Below are 15,743 nucleotides of genomic sequence, written 5' to 3'. Positions count from 1 at the left end.
GCGCAACACAGTTCAAGGATCGAACTCATGACCCAGCGTCAATCCAGCCGCACTCCCCCTCTCGCTCATCCGCGTTTTCGCTGGTTCGCTTTGATCCCGGTGGTACCTGCCGTGATTTGGACACTGGTGCAATCAACCTCTGCGGCCAACCTGGCGGCTTGCGCGGTACTGGTGCTGATCGGCCTCGGTGCCTGCGCCTGGAGTGCGAGTTCGCAGCGTAACGCCGTGCAGCTAGGCATCGCGCAGGTGCAGGCGGCTCAGGCCGACGCGGGCGCGGCGCGCAACGGTATGGCCTCGCGGGCACAGCTAGATGAGGTGTTGCTGGGCGCCATGCCGATCTGGGCCAAGCAGGTGGAAAGCTCGCGCCATCAGACCGAAGAAGCGATTGTGAGCCTGGCTAACCGGTTTACCGGGATCGCCACGCGCTTGCAGGAAACGGTACACGCCTCGCAGCACGCTGCCGGAGAACTGGATGGGCACGCCGCAGATGGGCCGCTTGAGGCGTTGGCACGCAGCGACAGTGAACTGAGCCAGGTGATCAATTCGCTCAAGGCCACGCAAAGCAGCCGTGATCAAACCCTGGCCCAGGTCCGCAGCCTGACCGCCTACACCGGCGAACTGCGCACCATGGCCGCTGATGTGGCCGCGATTGCTGCACAAACCAACCTACTGGCCCTCAACGCAGCCATCGAGGCGGCGCGGGCCGGTGAGGCCGGTCGTGGCTTCGCGGTGGTGGCCGATGCGGTGCGCAGCCTGTCGAGCAAATCCAGTGAAACCGGTCAGCAGATGTCGGCCAAGGTCGACATCATCAATAACGCCATTACGCAATTGGTGCTCGCTGCGTCCAGCAACGCCGACCAGGACAGCCATTCGGTGGCCGAATCCGAAAACAGTATTCAAGTGGTGCTCGAGCGCTTCCAGAACATCACCGGGCGTCTGGCCGACTCCGCCGACCTGCTCAAGCAGGAGAGCTACGGCATCCGCGATGAGATGACCGAAGTGCTGGTCAACCTGCAATTCCAGGATCGGGTCAGCCAGATCCTCAGTCACGTGCGCGACAACATGCACGCTTTGCATGAGCACCTCCTGCAAGCCAGCCTGGCCCCCGACCAGGCGGTCGCCGTCGACGCCCGGCAGTGGCTGGCGCGCATGGAAGCCACCTATGCCACCGACGAGCAACGGCGCATCCACCATGGCGATGCGGCCGCGCAGCACAATTCTCAAGACATTACTTTCTTTTAGGAGTACCTCATGGCTAAGAATGTATTAGTGGTCGACGACTCCAGCAGTGTGCGGCAGGTGGTTGGTATTGCCTTGAAAAGTGCCGGTTACGACGTGATCGAAGCCTGCGACGGCCGGGATGCCCTGGGCAAGCTCACCGGGCAGAAGGTGCACCTGATCATCAGCGATGTGAACATGCCCCACATGGACGGCATCACCTTCATCAAGGAGGTCAAGAAGCTGGCCAATTACAAGTTCACGCCTATCATCATGCTGACCACTGAGTCCCAGGAGTCGAAGAAGGCCGAGGGCCAGGCCGCTGGCGCCAAGGCCTGGGTGGTCAAGCCGTTCCAGCCGGCGCAGATGCTGGCGGCGGTGTCCAAACTGATACTGCCCTGAACCCCGGCGCCAGGGAGGCTCCCATGCCGATCACCATCGACACCTTCGACGACACTGCCCGCGTGCGCATTGACGGTGAGCTGACGATTTACACCGTCGCGGAACTGGCAGGTGCGCTGCTGCCGCAGATCGGCGCGTCGCCACGCCTTGAGCTGGACCTGTCCCAGGTCACGGAAATGGATGGCGCTGGCTTGCAGTTGCTCGCGGTCATCCGGCGTGAGGCCGGCGTCAGCGGTACAGGCTTGAGCGTGACCGGCCAGAGCCAGGTGGTCATCCAGGCGCTCCAACTGTGTCGCAGTGAGGCCTCATAGTCAGCGCTTCCCACGTTTTTTGATCGACAAGGAAAGGTCCGGTGAGCATCAATCTCGATCAGGCACAGCAGACATTTATCGTTGAGGCACGCGAGCTGTTGCAGGACATGGAGCAATCCCTGCTGCAATTGGAAAGCGAGCCCGCCGACCAGGATGCCATTGGCGCGATTTTCCGCGCCGCCCACACCATCAAGGGTTCGGCGGGCCTATTCGGTCTGGCGTCGATCGTGGGGTTCACGCATATCGTCGAAAACGTGCTCGACCACCTGCGCGAAGGCAGTGTGGCGGTGGACGCCGCTTTGATCGCACTGCTGCTCAAGTGCGGTGACCACATGCTCGAATTGATCGAAGTGGTCGCCGACCGCGGTGAGACGCCGACGCCCGCCGCGCTGGAGCGCGGTGAGGCATTGCGCGAGGCACTGAGTGCCTATTCGCCGCTGCCAACCACCGCTGTCAGCGTCGACACCGCTGAGGTGGGCGACGACGCGGCGGTGGAAGTGCTTTGGCATATTGACCTGCGCTTCGGCGTGGATGTCTTCCGCAACGGCATGGACCCGTTGTCGTTCCTGCGTTACCTCGACACCCTGGGCACGCTGTTGCAGGTCACCACCTTGACTCAGCACATTCCGCCCGCCGCCAGCTGGGACCCGGAAAGCTGCTATCTGGGCTTCGAGATTGACCTGCGCTCGACGGCCAGCCACGCCACCCTCAAGGAGGTATTCGACTTTGTGCGTGATGACTGTGAAGTGCAGATCAGCGCCGTAGACGAAGCGCCTGAGGGCACGGCGGCCATCGCTCGCGACCTGGTCACCCAGGCCGAGCCCGCCTTGATGCCAGCAGCATCGCCGCGTCCGGCGCCCAGTGAGGTGAAGACCCGCGACGGCAATTACGTGCGCGTCAACGCCGACAAGCTCGACGAGTTGATCAATCTGGTCGGCGAGTTGGTGATCGCCAGCGCCGGCGCTAACCTGCTGGCCCGCTCCTCTAACAATGACCCGTTGCAAGAGGCGGCTTCGACGGTCTCGGGGCTGGTGGAAGAGATCCTCGATGGCGCCCTGCACTTGCGCATGATCCCCATCGGCGACACGTTCAACCGCTTCCGCCGCGTGGTGCGCGATATCAGCCAGGAACTGGGCAAGGACATCGAACTGATCATCAGCGGTGCGGAAACCGAACTGGACAAGACCGTGGTCGAGAAGATCGGCGACCCGCTGATGCATCTATTGCGCAATGCCATGGACCACGGTATCGAAAGCGCCGATGCGCGGCGTGCGGCCGGCAAGTCGGCGAAGGGCTATCTGAGCCTCAATGCCTACCATGACTCGGGGAGCATCGTCATTGAGATCGCCGACGACGGTGCCGGGCTCAACCGCGACCGCATCTTGCAGAAGGCCCAGGAACGCGGGCTGGTGGCCAGTGGTGCGCTGCTCACCGACCAGGAGATCTATAACCTGATCTTCGAAGCGGGTTTCTCCACCGCCGAGGCCGTGACCAACCTGTCCGGGCGCGGCGTCGGCATGGACGTGGTCAAGCGCAATATCACTTTGTTGCGCGGCACCGTCGACCTCGACAGCCGCCCCGGCAAGGGCACCGTGGTGCGCATTCGCTTGCCGCTGACCCTGGCGATCATCAATGGGTTCATGGTCGGCATCGACCAATCCACCTATGTGATTCCGCTGGACATGGTCCAGGAGTGTATCGAGCTGGATGAAGACCTGCGCCAGTCCAGCCGTGACACGGGATATCTGGACCTGCGTGGCGAAGTGTTGCCACTGGTGCACCTGCGCGATCACTTCAATCACGAAGGCCCGGTCGCCCGACGTCAGAATGTAGTGGTAGTGCGCAATGCCGAGCATAAGGCCGGGCTGGTGGTCGATGACCTGCTCGGCGAGTTCCAGACCGTGATCAAACCCCTGGGCAAGTTGTTCGGCGCACTGCGCGGCATCAGCGGCTCGACCATATTGGGCAGCGGCGCGGTGGCCTTGATTCTGGATGTACCGGTACTGCTCAACCAAATCGTACAACTGGAAGCCCGCACAACCCCGGCGCCTCAGTCGCCAACGGTCGTTGCCCGCTGACGCATTTGCAATTCCATGGAGGTTCCCCAATGAAATGGTTCTACGATCTTAAGATTTCCACCAAGTTGATCAGCTCGTTCCTGCTGGTCCTGGTGCTCACCGGGGCGATGGGCGGCTTCGCCATCCACCAGCTCGGTGAGGTCAACCATGCGGCCCAGGACATCAAGGGCAACTGGATGCCCTCCATGCGCGCAGCCGCCGGCATGCGTTTTTTTGCCGCCAACTACCGTTTGAAAGAAAACCGCCACATCGCTACCGAAATTCCCGAGGAAAAGGTCCAGGCCGAACACGAAGCCACCGAAGCGCGCCAGCAGTTCGAAACCCGCATGGGCACCTACGAGCAATTGCTGTCCAACGATGAAGACCGTCAACTCCTGACCAGCGTCAAAAGCGCTTGGGACGCCTACCTTGCAAGCAGCAAGCAGGTGCTTGAGTTTTCTCGCCAGAACCAGAACGCCCAGGCGAGCGGTTTGCTCAGGGGAGAATCCAGGGGGTATTTCGATGAGGTGACCGCTCGGCTGCAGAAAATGGTCGAGTTCAACGACGCCGGGGCGAGCGCCGCCGGCGACAAAGGCTCGGCGCTGTATGAAAGCGCACGTGTGTCAATCATCGCGGTACTGGTCGCGGCCCTGCTGATCGGCCTGGGCCTGGCGGTATTCATCGCACGGATCATTTCCCGCCCGTTGCGCCAGGCCGCGAGCGCTGCCGAGCAATTGGCTGAAGGCAACCTCAACGCACACATCGAGCCCGGTGGCAAAGATGAAACCGGCATGGTGCTCAACGCCATGCGCAACATGGTAGGCAAGCTGGCACATATCATCGGTGAAGTGCGCAATGCCGCCGATAACCTGGCCAGCGCCTCCGAGGAGGTCAGCGCCACCGCGCAATCGATGAGCCAGGCCACCAGTGAACAGGCCGCCAGCGTCGAGGAAACCAGTGCGTCGGTGGAGCAGATGAGCGCCAGCATCAACCAGAACACCGAAAACGCCAAGGTCACCGATGGCATGGCCAGCAAGGCCGCCAAGGAAGCCACCGAGGGCGGCGAATCGGTACAGCAGACGGTGGTGGCGATGAAGAAAATCGCCCAGCGCATCAGCATCATTGATGACATCGCCTACCAGACCAATCTCCTTGCACTCAATGCCGCCATCGAGGCCGCCCGGGCCGGCGAGCATGGCAAGGGTTTCGCAGTGGTCGCCGCCGAAGTGCGCAAGCTGGCTGAACGCAGCCAGGTAGCCGCCCAGGAAATCGGTGAGCTGTCCTCCAGCAGCGTGGACATGGCCGAGAAAGCCGGCAAGTTGCTCGACGAAATGGTGCCTTCCATCAACAAGACGTCCGACCTTGTGCAGGAAATCAGCGCCGCGTCCGAGGAACAGGCGGCCGGAGTCGCGCAGATCAACACAGCGATGACCCAGCTCAACCAGGTGACCCAGCAAAATGCCTCGAGCAGCGAGGAACTGGCGGCCACGGCCGAAGAAATGAGCAGCCAGGCCGAGCAACTGCAACAGGCCATGAGCTTCTTCGTGCTGGATTCGGCGCCCAAGGCCGCGGTTCAAAGCAGCAGCGTGGACAGCCCCGGCAGCAAGCCTAACCGCCAGCAGCCACAGCCCAAACCACAGGCACCGCGCAAGGCATTCGCCTACACCATGGCCAGTGCCCCGGACGAAGCGGATTTCACCCGCTTCTGATCGCACGATCAAGGTGGGCCTACTAGGGAGAGTGATATGGGCGCAGTAATGACGACTCGGCAGACCGCTGTGGCGGTAGATGAGGATGCGCAGTACCTGACCTTCATGCTTGGCGGCGAAATGTTTGCCATCGGCATTCTGGGGATCAAGGAAATTATCGAATACGGCAGCCTGACGGTGGTGCCGATGATGCCGGCTTTCGTGCGCGGGGTGATCAACCTGCGCGGCGCGGTGGTACCGGTGGTGGATTTATCCGCTCGGTTTGGGCGGGCCAACTCGGCGATCACCCGACGCTCCTGCGTGATCATCATCGAAGCGAGTACCGACGATGGCCAGCCCCAGGATATCGGGCTGCTGGTCGATACGGTGTCTGCGGTGCGGGAGATCCCGGTCACGCAGATCGAGCCGCCACCGAACTTCGGCGCGCGAATTCGTGCCGATTTCATCAGTGGCATGGCCAAAGTCGACGGCAAGTTCGTGATCGTGCTGGAGGTGAACAAGGTGTTGTCCATCGATGAGATGTCTAGCCTCGCCGAGGCCGGCCAGGCGCCGCCCCTCGACCTCGACCCGCGTTGAGGCCCCGACCATGCCAGACAACGCTTGCATCGATGATCGTGAATTCGGTCAGTTCCAGAGCTGGCTGTACCGCGCGGCCGGGATCAACCTTTCGCCAACCAAGAAAGCGTTGGTGGCCGGGCGCCTGTTCAAGCGCCTCAAGCACTATGAACTGCAGAGCTATAGTGAGTATTTCAAGCTGATCATGAATGACCAGCGCAAGGGCGAACTGCAGGTTGCGCTGGATTTATTGACCACCAACGAAACGTATTTTTTCCGCGAGCCCAAGCACTTCGAATTCCTGCGTCAGCAGGTACTGCCCCACGCCGCGCCGAGCAAAGTGTTTCGCGTGTGGAGCGCGGCCAGTTCCTCGGGCGAAGAGCCCTACAGCCTGGCGATGACCCTGGCCGAAAGCCTCGGCACCACGCCTTGGGAAGTGACCGGCTCGGACATCAGCACCCAAGTGCTGGCCAAGGCGCGCACGGGCCATTACTCCATGGAGCGCACCGAGACATTGCCCCAGCCGCTGCTGGCCAAGTATTGCCTCAAGGGCATTGGCCGCCAGGCGGGCACCTTCCTGATCGACAAGGCTTTGCGTAGCCGCGTCAATTTTGTCCAGGTCAACCTTAACGAGGCGTTGCCTGCCCTGGGGGAGTTCGAGGTGATCTTCCTACGCAACGTGATGATTTATTTCGATCAGCAGACCAAGCGCCAAGTGGTCGCACGCCTGCTGCCGCTGCTCAAACCCGGCGGTTATTTGATCATCAGTCACTCGGAAAGCCTCCACGGTGTCAATGACACCTTGAAGCTGGTGGCACCGTCGATTTACCGCAAGCCATGAAAAAGCCTATCGGTGCAGCCGAAGTAGTATTGGCACCTGGCCAGGTGTGTTTTTCGACGCGACCGACGCGCCTGCGGACCTTGCTCGGTTCCTGCGTGGCGATCACCTTTTGGCACCCGCAACGACTGATTGGCGGCATGTGCCACTTCATGCTGCCGGGGCGCTTGCGCAATCATCAGTGCCTGGACGGCAGATATGCCGACGAAGCTCTGGAACTGCTGCTGCGCCACGCCCAGGCGAATGGCACCCAGGCACTCGATTACCAAGTCAAGTTGTTCGGCGGCGGCGAGATGTTTCCCAACCTGCGGCGCCAACTGCCGGCGCAGAACGTGGCCAGCCAGAATATCCGCGCAGCGCTGGCCCTGGCCGAGCGCCATCACCTGCACCTGACGGCCCAGGACATGGGCAGTACCGGTTACCGCACGATCATGTTCGACCTATGGAACGGCAACGTCTGGGTTCGGCACCAACCAATGGGAACACTTCAAGAAGATGCCTACCAAAAAAATCAGTGTACTGCTGGTCGATGACTCGGCCGTGGTGCGCCAGGTACTGCAGGCGATTCTTAGCGATACGCCAGATATTCACGTGATGGGCGCTGCCTCCGACCCGATTTTTGCCATGGATAAACTCTCGCGGGAATGGCCGGACGTGATCGTGCTGGACGTAGAAATGCCGCGCATGGACGGCATCACGTTTCTCAAGAAAATCATGAGTGAGCGGCCTACGCCGGTGGTGATCTGTTCCTCGCTGACGCAGAAAGGCGCGGAAACCTCGCTGCAGGCGCTGTCGGCGGGCGCTGTGGAAATCATCACCAAGCCGAGTACGGGGTTGAAGAACTTCCTGATCGAATCGGCAGCCGAGTTGGTGGCCGCCATCCGTGCTGCCGCGAATTCCAACGTCAGGAACCTGGGCAGGCGCAGCGCCAGGCCGGCGCCATCAACGCCTCCGGCCAGCAAGCTCAGTGCGGATGCGATCCTGCCCGCCGGCAATGGCCATGCGATGGCTCAGACCACCGAGCGTATCGTCGCCATCGGCACCTCCACCGGCGGCACCCAAGCGCTGGAAGCGGTGCTGACCGCACTGCCGCGGGTGTGCCCAGGTATAGTGATCGTGCAGCACATGCCTGAGAAGTTCACCGCTTCGTTCGCCGAGCGTCTCAACAGCGTCTGCGAGCTCGAAGTGCGCGAGGCGCGCAACAACGACCGCATCCTGCCGGGCCTGGCCCTCATCGCGCCTGGCGGCAAGCACCTGATGGTCACCCGCAGTGGTGCCTATTATCACGCCCAGGTTATCGACGGACCGCTGGTTAACAGGCATCGCCCTTCGGTGGATGTGCTGTTTCGCTCGGTGGCCCGGTTTGCGGGCAGGAACGCCACCGGCATCATCATGACGGGCATGGGCGACGACGGCGCGCGCGGACTCAAAGAAATGCTCGACGCCGGCGCCGCGACAGTCGCCCAGGACGAAGCCAGTTGCGTGGTGTTCGGCATGCCCAAGGAAGCCATCAAACTCAACGCCGCTCAACGCATCATGGCACTGGAGGATATTCATCAAGCGATTTTGTATAAGTGAACGCGAGCCGCCCATGACATTGCCTGATTGGCCTCAGGTTACCGTTTGAAAGCTGCCATTCGTAGAATGTCTGAAGAGCCTCCTGTGGCCATCGATCGGCATCCCAACCATCATTTGACGTGGAGCGGCAACGTTTGGAATTAAGACAACTGCGCTATTTCGTAAAAATCCTCGAACACGGCAGCTTGGGACGCGCAGCCCTTGAACTGGACGTCGGCGTATCAGCCCTTAGCCAACAGATCGCGAAACTTGAAAGTGAGCTGTCAACCCGTCTCCTTAATCGCATCACTACGGGTGTCACGCCGACCAGCTCTGGTATGGCGTTCCTGCACCATGCCCAGCTGTGTTTGCGGCAAGCCGAAAATGCGATCCTGGCCGCTCACCGTGGGCGAATGAGTGGCTATGTCACCGTCGGAATGGCGCCCACGACTGCCACTGTGCTTGCCCTGCCATTGATCAACGCAATGCGAGAGCGCTACCCGGATATTCAATTGCACCTGGTCGAGATGCTGTCCGGGCATTTGGCCACGCAACTCAATGCTCGCCAGATCGACCTGGCCATTGTGTTTCAACTCGAAGGGGGCAAGCGCTGGAGCGTGACACCGCTGCTCGACGAAAAACTATTTGTCATCAGTTCACCGCACCTGCCCCATGCACCACAAGGAACGCGCATGCAACTGGCGGATCTGGGGCAACTTCCACTGGTGATGCCGAGCGCGCAACACGGTTTGCGTTCTACGCTGATGGTTGCGTTTGAACGTTCGGGGTTGGCGCCCAACATCATCATGGAAGTGGATGGTCTTGCCGTATTGATGAACGCCGTACGCGCAGGTCATGCTGCGACCATCCAGCCCGGTGCGGCAGCGGCGCTCAAAGGTGAGTCGGGACTTTCAGTGGTGGAAATATCCGATGCTCACGTAGGTCGACGAAACCTGTTGGCGACACTGCCGGATGATGAGCTTGCTCCCGCTGCGCTGGCGGCGCGGGTAGTTATTACGGATGTCGCTCGACAGTTGGTCGTTGATCAACAATGGCCGGGGGCGTCGTGGATCGAGGGCGTCGCCCCATGATCCCGGCGCCCTCCTCCTCTCGGCTGCCAATAATGGTGTGATCCGCAGCAAAGCCTTTATAAAAACTAAACACCTCGACTGATTTTGCGCCTTTCGGCAACACGCTGACCGCCCTACCTTCTCCCCCCTCGCGAGGAGCACTTCGTTCATGCCTCCTTGCGATTGAGGAGTGATGATGATCGACGTATTAGTAATTGGCGGCGGCAATGCCGCATTGTGTGCGGCGTTGATGGCGCGAGAGGCCGGCGCTAGCGTGCTGCTGCTGGAGGGCGCACCGAAAATCTGGCGCGGCGGCAACTCGCAACACACCCGAAACCTGCGATGCATGCACGAAGCACCGCAAGATGTATTGGTCGATGCCTATCCCGAAGAAGAATACTGGCAGGATCTGCTGAAGGTCACCGGCGGGATTACCAACGAAAAGCTTGCTCGTATTGTGATCCGCGCCTCGTCGAACTGCCGTGACTGGATGCGCTCCCACGGTGTGCATTTTCAGCCGTCGTTGTCCGGTGCTCTGCATGTTGCGCGTACCAATGCGTTTTTCATGGGCGGCGGCAAAGCCTTGGTCAACGCGTACTTCCGCAGCGCCGAGCGGCTGGGCGTGAAGATCCGCTACAACGCTCAAGTCACCGACATCGAGTTGAAGGACGGAGCATTCGTCGCAGCCCATCTCGGTGAGCGCGAGGTCGAGGGACAGCGTTTGCCTGCCGAGCGAATCCAGGCCAGGACCTGCGTTCTGGCGGCTGGCGGTTTCGAGTCGAACCGCGAGTGGCTGCGCGAGGCCTGGGGTCAGAACGAGCGCGGAGAATGGCCTTCTGACAACTTTCTGATTCGTGGGACGCGCTTCAATACCGGCGTGCTGCTTCAACGCATGCAGAACCTGGGCGCCGACTTTATCGGCGACCCAACCCAAGCACACATGGTGGCCATCGACGCGCGTGCGCCCCTGTATGACGGTGGTATCTGTACCCGTATCGATTGCGTATCGCTGGGCGTAGTGGTCAATCGCGACGGCGAACGCTTCTATGACGAAGGCGAGGATTTCTGGCCCAAGCGCTATGCCATCTGGGGCCGCTTGGTGGCGGGTCAACCCGGTCAACAGGCCTACTCAATCATCGATCAACAAGCCCTCGGCCGTTTCATGCCTCCGGTGTTTCCGGGCACTAAAGCCAACTCCCTGCAAGACCTGGCGCGCCAGTTGAAGCTTCCCGTGACGCAATTTGTCAAAACCATCGAGGCATACAACGCCGCCTGCCGCGTCGGCACGTTCGACCACACCGCGCTGGACAACTGCCACACCGAAGGTTTGACACCCGCCAAAACCCATTGGGCCCGCCCATTGGTAAAGCCCCCCTTCTGCGCCTACCCACTTAAGCCAGGCGTGACCTTCACCTATCTGGGGCTGGCTACCGACGATACCGCCGCCGTTCATTTCAACGGCAAGCCCAGCCCCAACCTGTTTGTCGCAGGAGAAATGATGGCGGGCAACGTATTGGGCAAGGGCTATACCGCCGGCATCGGCATGGCCATTGGTACCGCATTCGGTCGCATCGCCGGTGTGCAAGCCGCGGCTGCGGCCGGCTTCCTGACCCCTTCCTCCACGGAGCCCCAACATGCAGCTGTTTGACCCCAAGGCACCGGGCAATTTGATTCCCGTACTCAACCTTGACGAAAGCGAAGTTCAGCGACAAATGACCGTTTGCAACGCCTGCCGTTACTGCGAGGGCTTCTGCGCTGTATTCCCAGCCATGACAAGGCGTCTGGAGTTTTCTCAGGCGGATATCCACTACCTGGCGAACCTTTGCCATAACTGCGGTGCGTGCCTGCATGCCTGTCAGTACGCTGCCCCTCACGAATTCGAAATCAATGTGCCCAAGGCCATGGCCAAAGTCCGTCTCGACACTTATGCCGAGTACGCCTGGCCACAGGTGATGGGCAAGTTGTACCGGCGCAACGGGTTGGCTCTGGCGCTGGCATCCGGTGCAGGGCTGGCACTGTTCCTGTGCCTCACGTTGTTGGCGATGGGCAATCTGTTTACCGCAATGCCCGGGGGGAACTTCTACGGGATCTTCCCGCATAACACGCTGGCGCTGATGTTCGGTGCGGTCTTCGGTTTCGCGGTACTTGCCTTGACGATTGGCGTGCGGCGCTTCTGGCGCAACGTTTCACCGGCGGATGCGTCCCCGCAGGAAAAGACGGCCGCTGCACTGGAGGCCACAGCCAACGTCGCGCGCCTCAAATACCTGGACGGAGGTCATGGCGAGGGCTGCAATAACGCCGATGATCAGTTCACCCTGTGGCGGCGGCGTTTCCACCACTTCACCTTCTACGGCTTCATGCTGTGCTTCGCCGCCACCGGTGTCGCCACGCTTTACCATTTCCTGCTGGACTGGTCGGCCCCCTACCCCGTTCTGAGTTTGCCGGTGATGCTGGGCATCGCAGGTGGAGTTGGCCTGCTGATAGGCCCCGCAGGCCTGTTGTGGTTGAACCTGCGTCGCAATCCTGAGCACGGCGACGAAAACCAGAAGCCCATGGATCGTGGCTTTATCGCGCTGCTGTTTCTAGTCAGCGCCAGCGGCCTGGCACTCCTGGCGTTTCGCGAAAGCGCTGCCCTGGGCTTGATGCTGGCGATCCATCTCGGCCTGGTCATGGCGTTTTTCCTGACCATGCCCTACAGCAAATTCGCCCATGGCATTTTCCGCAGCGCCGCGCTGCTCAAGTACTCCATCGAAAAACGCCAACCCAACCCGATTAACGCCGCAAGCGATTGATCGCAGCACCACTCATTCCAAAAACAATATTGATCACCACGGTAGCCATGATGAAAACAACAACTCAAGACACTCGATCCAAAGGGTCGAAATTGGGCGCCATCCTGCGGGTCACGAGCGGCAATTTTCTCGAACAGTTCGACTTCTTCCTGTTCGGGTTCTATGCAACTTACATCTCGCAGACATTCTTTCCGACTACCAGCGAGTTCGCCTCGTTAATGATGACCTTCGCCGTATTCGGTTCGGGATTTCTGATGCGGCCGCTGGGCGCTATCGTGCTGGGCGCTTACATCGACAAGGTGGGCCGGCGCAAGGGGCTGATCGTGACGCTGTCGATCATGGCCGCGGGCACTGTCTTGATCGCCTTGGTTCCAGGCTACGCCAGCATAGGCATCGCAGCGCCGATATTGGTGTTGCTCGGGCGCCTGTTGCAGGGATTCTCCGCGGGTGCGGAAATGGGTGGTGTTTCCGTGTACCTGGCTGAAATTGCCACGCCCGGACGCCGGGGCTTCTTTACCAGTTGGCAGTCGGCCAGCCAACAAGTGGCCATCATTCTTGCGGCTGCGTTGGGCTATTCAATTAACGCCTCCATGGAGGCTGCCGACGTTGCCGCCTGGGGCTGGCGTATCCCATTCTTCATTGGTTGCCTGATTATCCCGTTCATCTTCATTATTCGCCGCTCGCTACAGGAAACCGATGCATTCAAAGCGCGCAGCCATCACCCAAGCGCCAGTGAAGTCTTTCGCTCGATGCGGGACAACTGGCGCACGGTACTGGCTGGTGGTCTGTTAGCGTCGATGACCACCACCACGTTCTATCTCATTACCGTCTATACCCCGACTTTCGGCCGGTCGGTACTCAACCTGAGTACCAGTGACAGTCTGGTGGTCACGCTCTTCGTCGGCCTGAGCAACTTCATCTGGCTGCCCATCGGCGGTACGATTTCTGATCGCATTGGCCGTCGCCCCTTGTTGCTGGCGGTCTCCTTGCTGTGCATCTTCACCGCCTATCCCGCCATGCATTGGCTGGCCGCGGCGGCAAGTTTCGAACGACTGCTCGCTGTGCTGCTGTACTTCTCTTTCTTCTTTGGCATTTACAACGGCGCGATGGTTGCGGCATTGACCGAGGTGATGCCTCAGAACGTACGAGTCGTAGGGTTTTCCCTGGCATTCAGTTTGGCGACGGCTGTGTTCGGCGGCTTTACCCCCGCCGTATCAACAATCCTGGTGCAGGTAACAGGTGACAAGGCGTCGCCCGCCTACTGGCTGATGTTTGCAGCGTTGTGCGGATTCACAGCGACAACGATCCTGTATCGCAGGCCAAAAGCACTGCCCGTCAACGCTTGATGAAAGCGAGGGCTGGGCGGAAATCAGGACGTTGCGCTGAATAAATATCTGGCCTTGGCCTGCATTGACTCGTCTACGTATCAATGCAGGCCAAGGCGCACCTATCCCGTCCAACGCCCTGCCCAACCATCGACCTGACTGGCGCCGTACAGCACGGCATCAGATTTTGAATTGTCCCAGCAAGCTTTGCAGACGATTACCGATCATATACAACTCATCGACTGTCTTGACCCCGAGCTGAGTCTGGCCGGCCACGCTGTCAATGGCGCGTGCGATCTGATGCACCCCGCGGTTGATCTCTTCAGCCACCGAGGTCTGCTCCTCTGCAGCGCTCGCGATTTGTGCGTTCATCGCATTGATAGTGGCGATCAGTTCAACCGTGTTACCCAGAAACTCCCCCGCCTGATCGGCCTGAGCATTAGCGCCTTGAGCGGCTTGCGTGGATTGGTGCATGGCACTGACTACGCCACCCGTGGTGCCCTTGAGACGCTCAACCATTGCCTGGATTTCCTCGGTACTGCGCTGAGTACGACTGGCCAGGGCTCGCACTTCATCAGCCACCACCGCAAACCCGCGCCCGGCAGCACCGGCACGGGCGGCTTCAATGGCCGCATTGAGTGCCAGAAGATTGGTCTGTTCAGCAATCGAGCGAATGACATCCAGCACGGTGACGATTGCGGTCACATCGTCTTGAAGACTCTTCATGGCGACACCGCTCTCATCAAGCTCCACGGCCAGTGCCTGAATTCGAGTCATGCTGCCATTGACTATTTGCCTGGCGTGGCGGGACTGTCTGTCGGTCTCGACGGCTGCATCTGCAGCACTTTGTGCACTGACCGACACTTCTTGTGCCGCCGATGACATCTCGTTTATCGCCGCAGCCACCTGGTCGGTTTCCTGGCGCTGCTGATCCATAGCGCGGTCGATTTGCCTGCTCTGCTCGGCCACATGGCTCACCGATCCATTCAAGTGCTCGCTCATGGCAACGATCTGGCTGACCAGGCTGTGAATCTTTTCGATAAACGCGTTGAACGAACCGGCAAGTTGTCCCAGCTCATCTCGACTGACACGCGGCAGACGCCGCGTCAGATCACCCTCACCCGCCGCGATTTCGTCAAGATGGGTTCGGATCAGGGTCAGGGGCCGCAAACTGCGCCTGACGAGCAGTAGCGTCAGAGCCCCAATAATGCCAATCAGTGCGGTAGCGGTGATGGCAATGCTGTACATCAAATTGCGTACCCGTAGATCAACGTCGGCCCGCACCTTGGCGACCTGAACCTCAATGCTGTCCAGGTTGATCGCGGTGACCACGATCATGTCCCACTTGGGCAAATAAAAGCTGTATGCGAGCTTCGGCACGACTTTATCGGTGTTGACCACTCCACCTGAATAGTTGACGAAGTGAGTGTCATTTTTTGCCGCTGCAACCATTTCACGGTTCAAGAAAATCCCGTTGATGTCCTTGCGGTCACTCATGTTAATGCCGACGCCTTCGCTGCTGTCACCGCGAAACAGGCGCACAACCTGGCTGTCATACCCGATGAAATAGCCGTCATCACCATACTTCACTTTCGACAAGCGGCTGATTGCCAAGGCCCGGCTGGAGGAATCCCCGGGAGCAGCTCGATCATAAAGCTCGGCTATAGAAGTGCGCGCAATGCTCGCGTAATCCTTGAGCCGTATGCGGCTCTCCTCAAGCAGTCGCTCGCGGGTCTGAGTGACTTCCTGCTCGGCCTGGGACTGCAAAGTGCCGCGGGCGCTCAAACCTAAAACCAGAGCAAACAACATCACGGGTAATAAGGTCAGCAACAGTATTTTGGTTTTGAACGACATCGTTTAAATCCTTTACCCAATCCTATGAAGCCGCCGCAGAAGAGGCGGCCTGCGA

Annotated in this window: 14 protein-coding genes; 13 read left to right on the top strand and 1 reads right to left on the bottom strand. The window is 60.1% G+C overall.

What is annotated here, in order from left to right:
- The first annotated feature begins 27 nt into the window (after positions 1-27).
- The 13 genes from PSH81_RS13150 (at position 28) to PSH81_RS13090 (ending at position 13,855) form a co-directional block, all read left to right on the top strand.
- Complete coding sequence (locus tag PSH81_RS13150; protein WP_226457571.1) at positions 28-1,242, top strand: methyl-accepting chemotaxis protein; 1,215 nt, start codon at positions 28-30, stop codon at positions 1,240-1,242.
- A 9-nt stretch (positions 1,243-1,251) separates the two neighbouring features.
- On the top strand, positions 1,252-1,620 hold the full coding sequence (locus tag PSH81_RS13145; protein WP_192300086.1) for a response regulator: 369 nt from the start codon (positions 1,252-1,254) through the stop codon (positions 1,618-1,620).
- 23 nt (positions 1,621-1,643) lie between these two features.
- Positions 1,644-1,931 (top strand): lipid asymmetry maintenance protein MlaB, encoded by a 288-nt coding sequence (locus PSH81_RS13140; protein ID WP_226457573.1) that lies wholly within the window; start codon positions 1,644-1,646, stop codon positions 1,929-1,931.
- Positions 1,932-1,972: 41 nt separating this feature from the next.
- Complete coding sequence (locus tag PSH81_RS13135; protein WP_305392726.1) at positions 1,973-4,009, top strand: chemotaxis protein CheA; 2,037 nt, start codon at positions 1,973-1,975, stop codon at positions 4,007-4,009.
- 29 nt (positions 4,010-4,038) lie between these two features.
- On the top strand, positions 4,039-5,697 hold the full coding sequence (locus PSH81_RS13130) for a methyl-accepting chemotaxis protein (protein WP_305392725.1): 1,659 nt from the start codon (positions 4,039-4,041) through the stop codon (positions 5,695-5,697).
- A gap of 36 nt (positions 5,698-5,733) precedes the next feature.
- Complete coding sequence (locus PSH81_RS13125; protein WP_305392724.1) at positions 5,734-6,273, top strand: chemotaxis protein CheW; 540 nt, start codon at positions 5,734-5,736, stop codon at positions 6,271-6,273.
- 10 nt (positions 6,274-6,283) lie between these two features.
- Entirely contained in the window at positions 6,284-7,093 is an 810-nt protein-coding gene (locus tag PSH81_RS13120; RefSeq protein WP_192300091.1) for a protein-glutamate O-methyltransferase CheR, read from the top strand.
- A complete protein-coding gene (cheD, locus tag PSH81_RS13115) occupies positions 7,090-7,623 on the top strand; it encodes a chemoreceptor glutamine deamidase CheD (protein WP_226457578.1) in 534 nt (177 codons plus the stop codon). Before PSH81_RS13120 ends, cheD begins: the two co-directional genes overlap by 4 nt.
- Complete coding sequence (locus PSH81_RS13110; protein ID WP_305392723.1) at positions 7,586-8,668, top strand: chemotaxis response regulator protein-glutamate methylesterase; 1,083 nt, start codon at positions 7,586-7,588, stop codon at positions 8,666-8,668. The genes cheD and PSH81_RS13110 overlap by 38 nt, the downstream gene beginning before the upstream one ends.
- Positions 8,669-8,802: 134 nt before the next feature.
- Entirely contained in the window at positions 8,803-9,738 is a 936-nt protein-coding gene (locus PSH81_RS13105) for a LysR substrate-binding domain-containing protein (RefSeq protein ID WP_305392722.1), read from the top strand.
- 175 nt (positions 9,739-9,913) lie between these two features.
- Positions 9,914-11,365, top strand: a complete 1,452-nt coding sequence (gene tcuA / locus PSH81_RS13100; protein ID WP_305392721.1) for an FAD-dependent tricarballylate dehydrogenase TcuA — start codon at positions 9,914-9,916, stop codon at positions 11,363-11,365.
- The gene (tcuB, locus tag PSH81_RS13095; RefSeq protein ID WP_226457582.1) at positions 11,352-12,509 is read left to right on the top strand and encodes a tricarballylate utilization 4Fe-4S protein TcuB; all 1,158 of its coding nucleotides are present in this window, start codon (positions 11,352-11,354) and stop codon (positions 12,507-12,509) included. The genes tcuA and tcuB overlap by 14 nt, the downstream gene beginning before the upstream one ends.
- A gap of 47 nt (positions 12,510-12,556) precedes the next feature.
- On the top strand, positions 12,557-13,855 hold the full coding sequence (locus PSH81_RS13090) for an MFS transporter (protein ID WP_226457605.1): 1,299 nt from the start codon (positions 12,557-12,559) through the stop codon (positions 13,853-13,855).
- Positions 13,856-14,014: 159 nt separating this feature from the next.
- Here PSH81_RS13090 and PSH81_RS13085 read toward each other — a convergent pair whose 3' ends face one another.
- A complete protein-coding gene (locus PSH81_RS13085) occupies positions 14,015-15,688 on the bottom strand; it encodes a methyl-accepting chemotaxis protein (RefSeq protein ID WP_305392720.1) in 1,674 nt (557 codons plus the stop codon).
- Positions 15,689-15,743 lie beyond the last annotated feature (55 nt).

Source organism: Pseudomonas sp. FP2335, from assembly GCF_030687535.1.
Lineage (GTDB): Bacteria > Pseudomonadota > Gammaproteobacteria > Pseudomonadales > Pseudomonadaceae > Aquipseudomonas.
The sequence above is the reverse complement of the archived record's forward strand: the minus strand, read 5'-3'. Positions and strand labels throughout refer to the sequence as shown.

What these genes read in the sequence shown, in the direction of transcription:
- PSH81_RS13150 (WP_226457571.1), top strand. Translation starts at nt 28, where the DNA reads ATGACCCAGCGTCAATCCAGCCGCACTCCCCCTCTCGCTCATCCGCGT.
- PSH81_RS13145 (WP_192300086.1), top strand. Translation starts at nt 1,252, where the DNA reads ATGGCTAAGAATGTATTAGTGGTCGACGACTCCAGCAGTGTGCGGCAG.
- PSH81_RS13140 (WP_226457573.1), top strand. Translation starts at nt 1,644, where the DNA reads ATGCCGATCACCATCGACACCTTCGACGACACTGCCCGCGTGCGCATT.
- PSH81_RS13130 (WP_305392725.1), top strand. Translation starts at nt 4,039, where the DNA reads ATGAAATGGTTCTACGATCTTAAGATTTCCACCAAGTTGATCAGCTCG.
- PSH81_RS13125 (WP_305392724.1), top strand. Translation starts at nt 5,734, where the DNA reads ATGGGCGCAGTAATGACGACTCGGCAGACCGCTGTGGCGGTAGATGAG.
- PSH81_RS13120 (WP_192300091.1), top strand. Translation starts at nt 6,284, where the DNA reads ATGCCAGACAACGCTTGCATCGATGATCGTGAATTCGGTCAGTTCCAG.
- cheD (WP_226457578.1), top strand. Translation starts at nt 7,090, where the DNA reads ATGAAAAAGCCTATCGGTGCAGCCGAAGTAGTATTGGCACCTGGCCAG.
- PSH81_RS13110 (WP_305392723.1), top strand. Translation starts at nt 7,586, where the DNA reads ATGCCTACCAAAAAAATCAGTGTACTGCTGGTCGATGACTCGGCCGTG.
- tcuA (WP_305392721.1), top strand. Translation starts at nt 9,914, where the DNA reads ATGATCGACGTATTAGTAATTGGCGGCGGCAATGCCGCATTGTGTGCG.
- tcuB (WP_226457582.1), top strand. Translation starts at nt 11,352, where the DNA reads ATGCAGCTGTTTGACCCCAAGGCACCGGGCAATTTGATTCCCGTACTC.
- PSH81_RS13090 (WP_226457605.1), top strand. Translation starts at nt 12,557, where the DNA reads ATGATGAAAACAACAACTCAAGACACTCGATCCAAAGGGTCGAAATTG.
- PSH81_RS13085 (WP_305392720.1), bottom strand. Translation starts at nt 15,688, where the DNA reads ATGTCGTTCAAAACCAAAATACTGTTGCTGACCTTATTACCCGTGATG.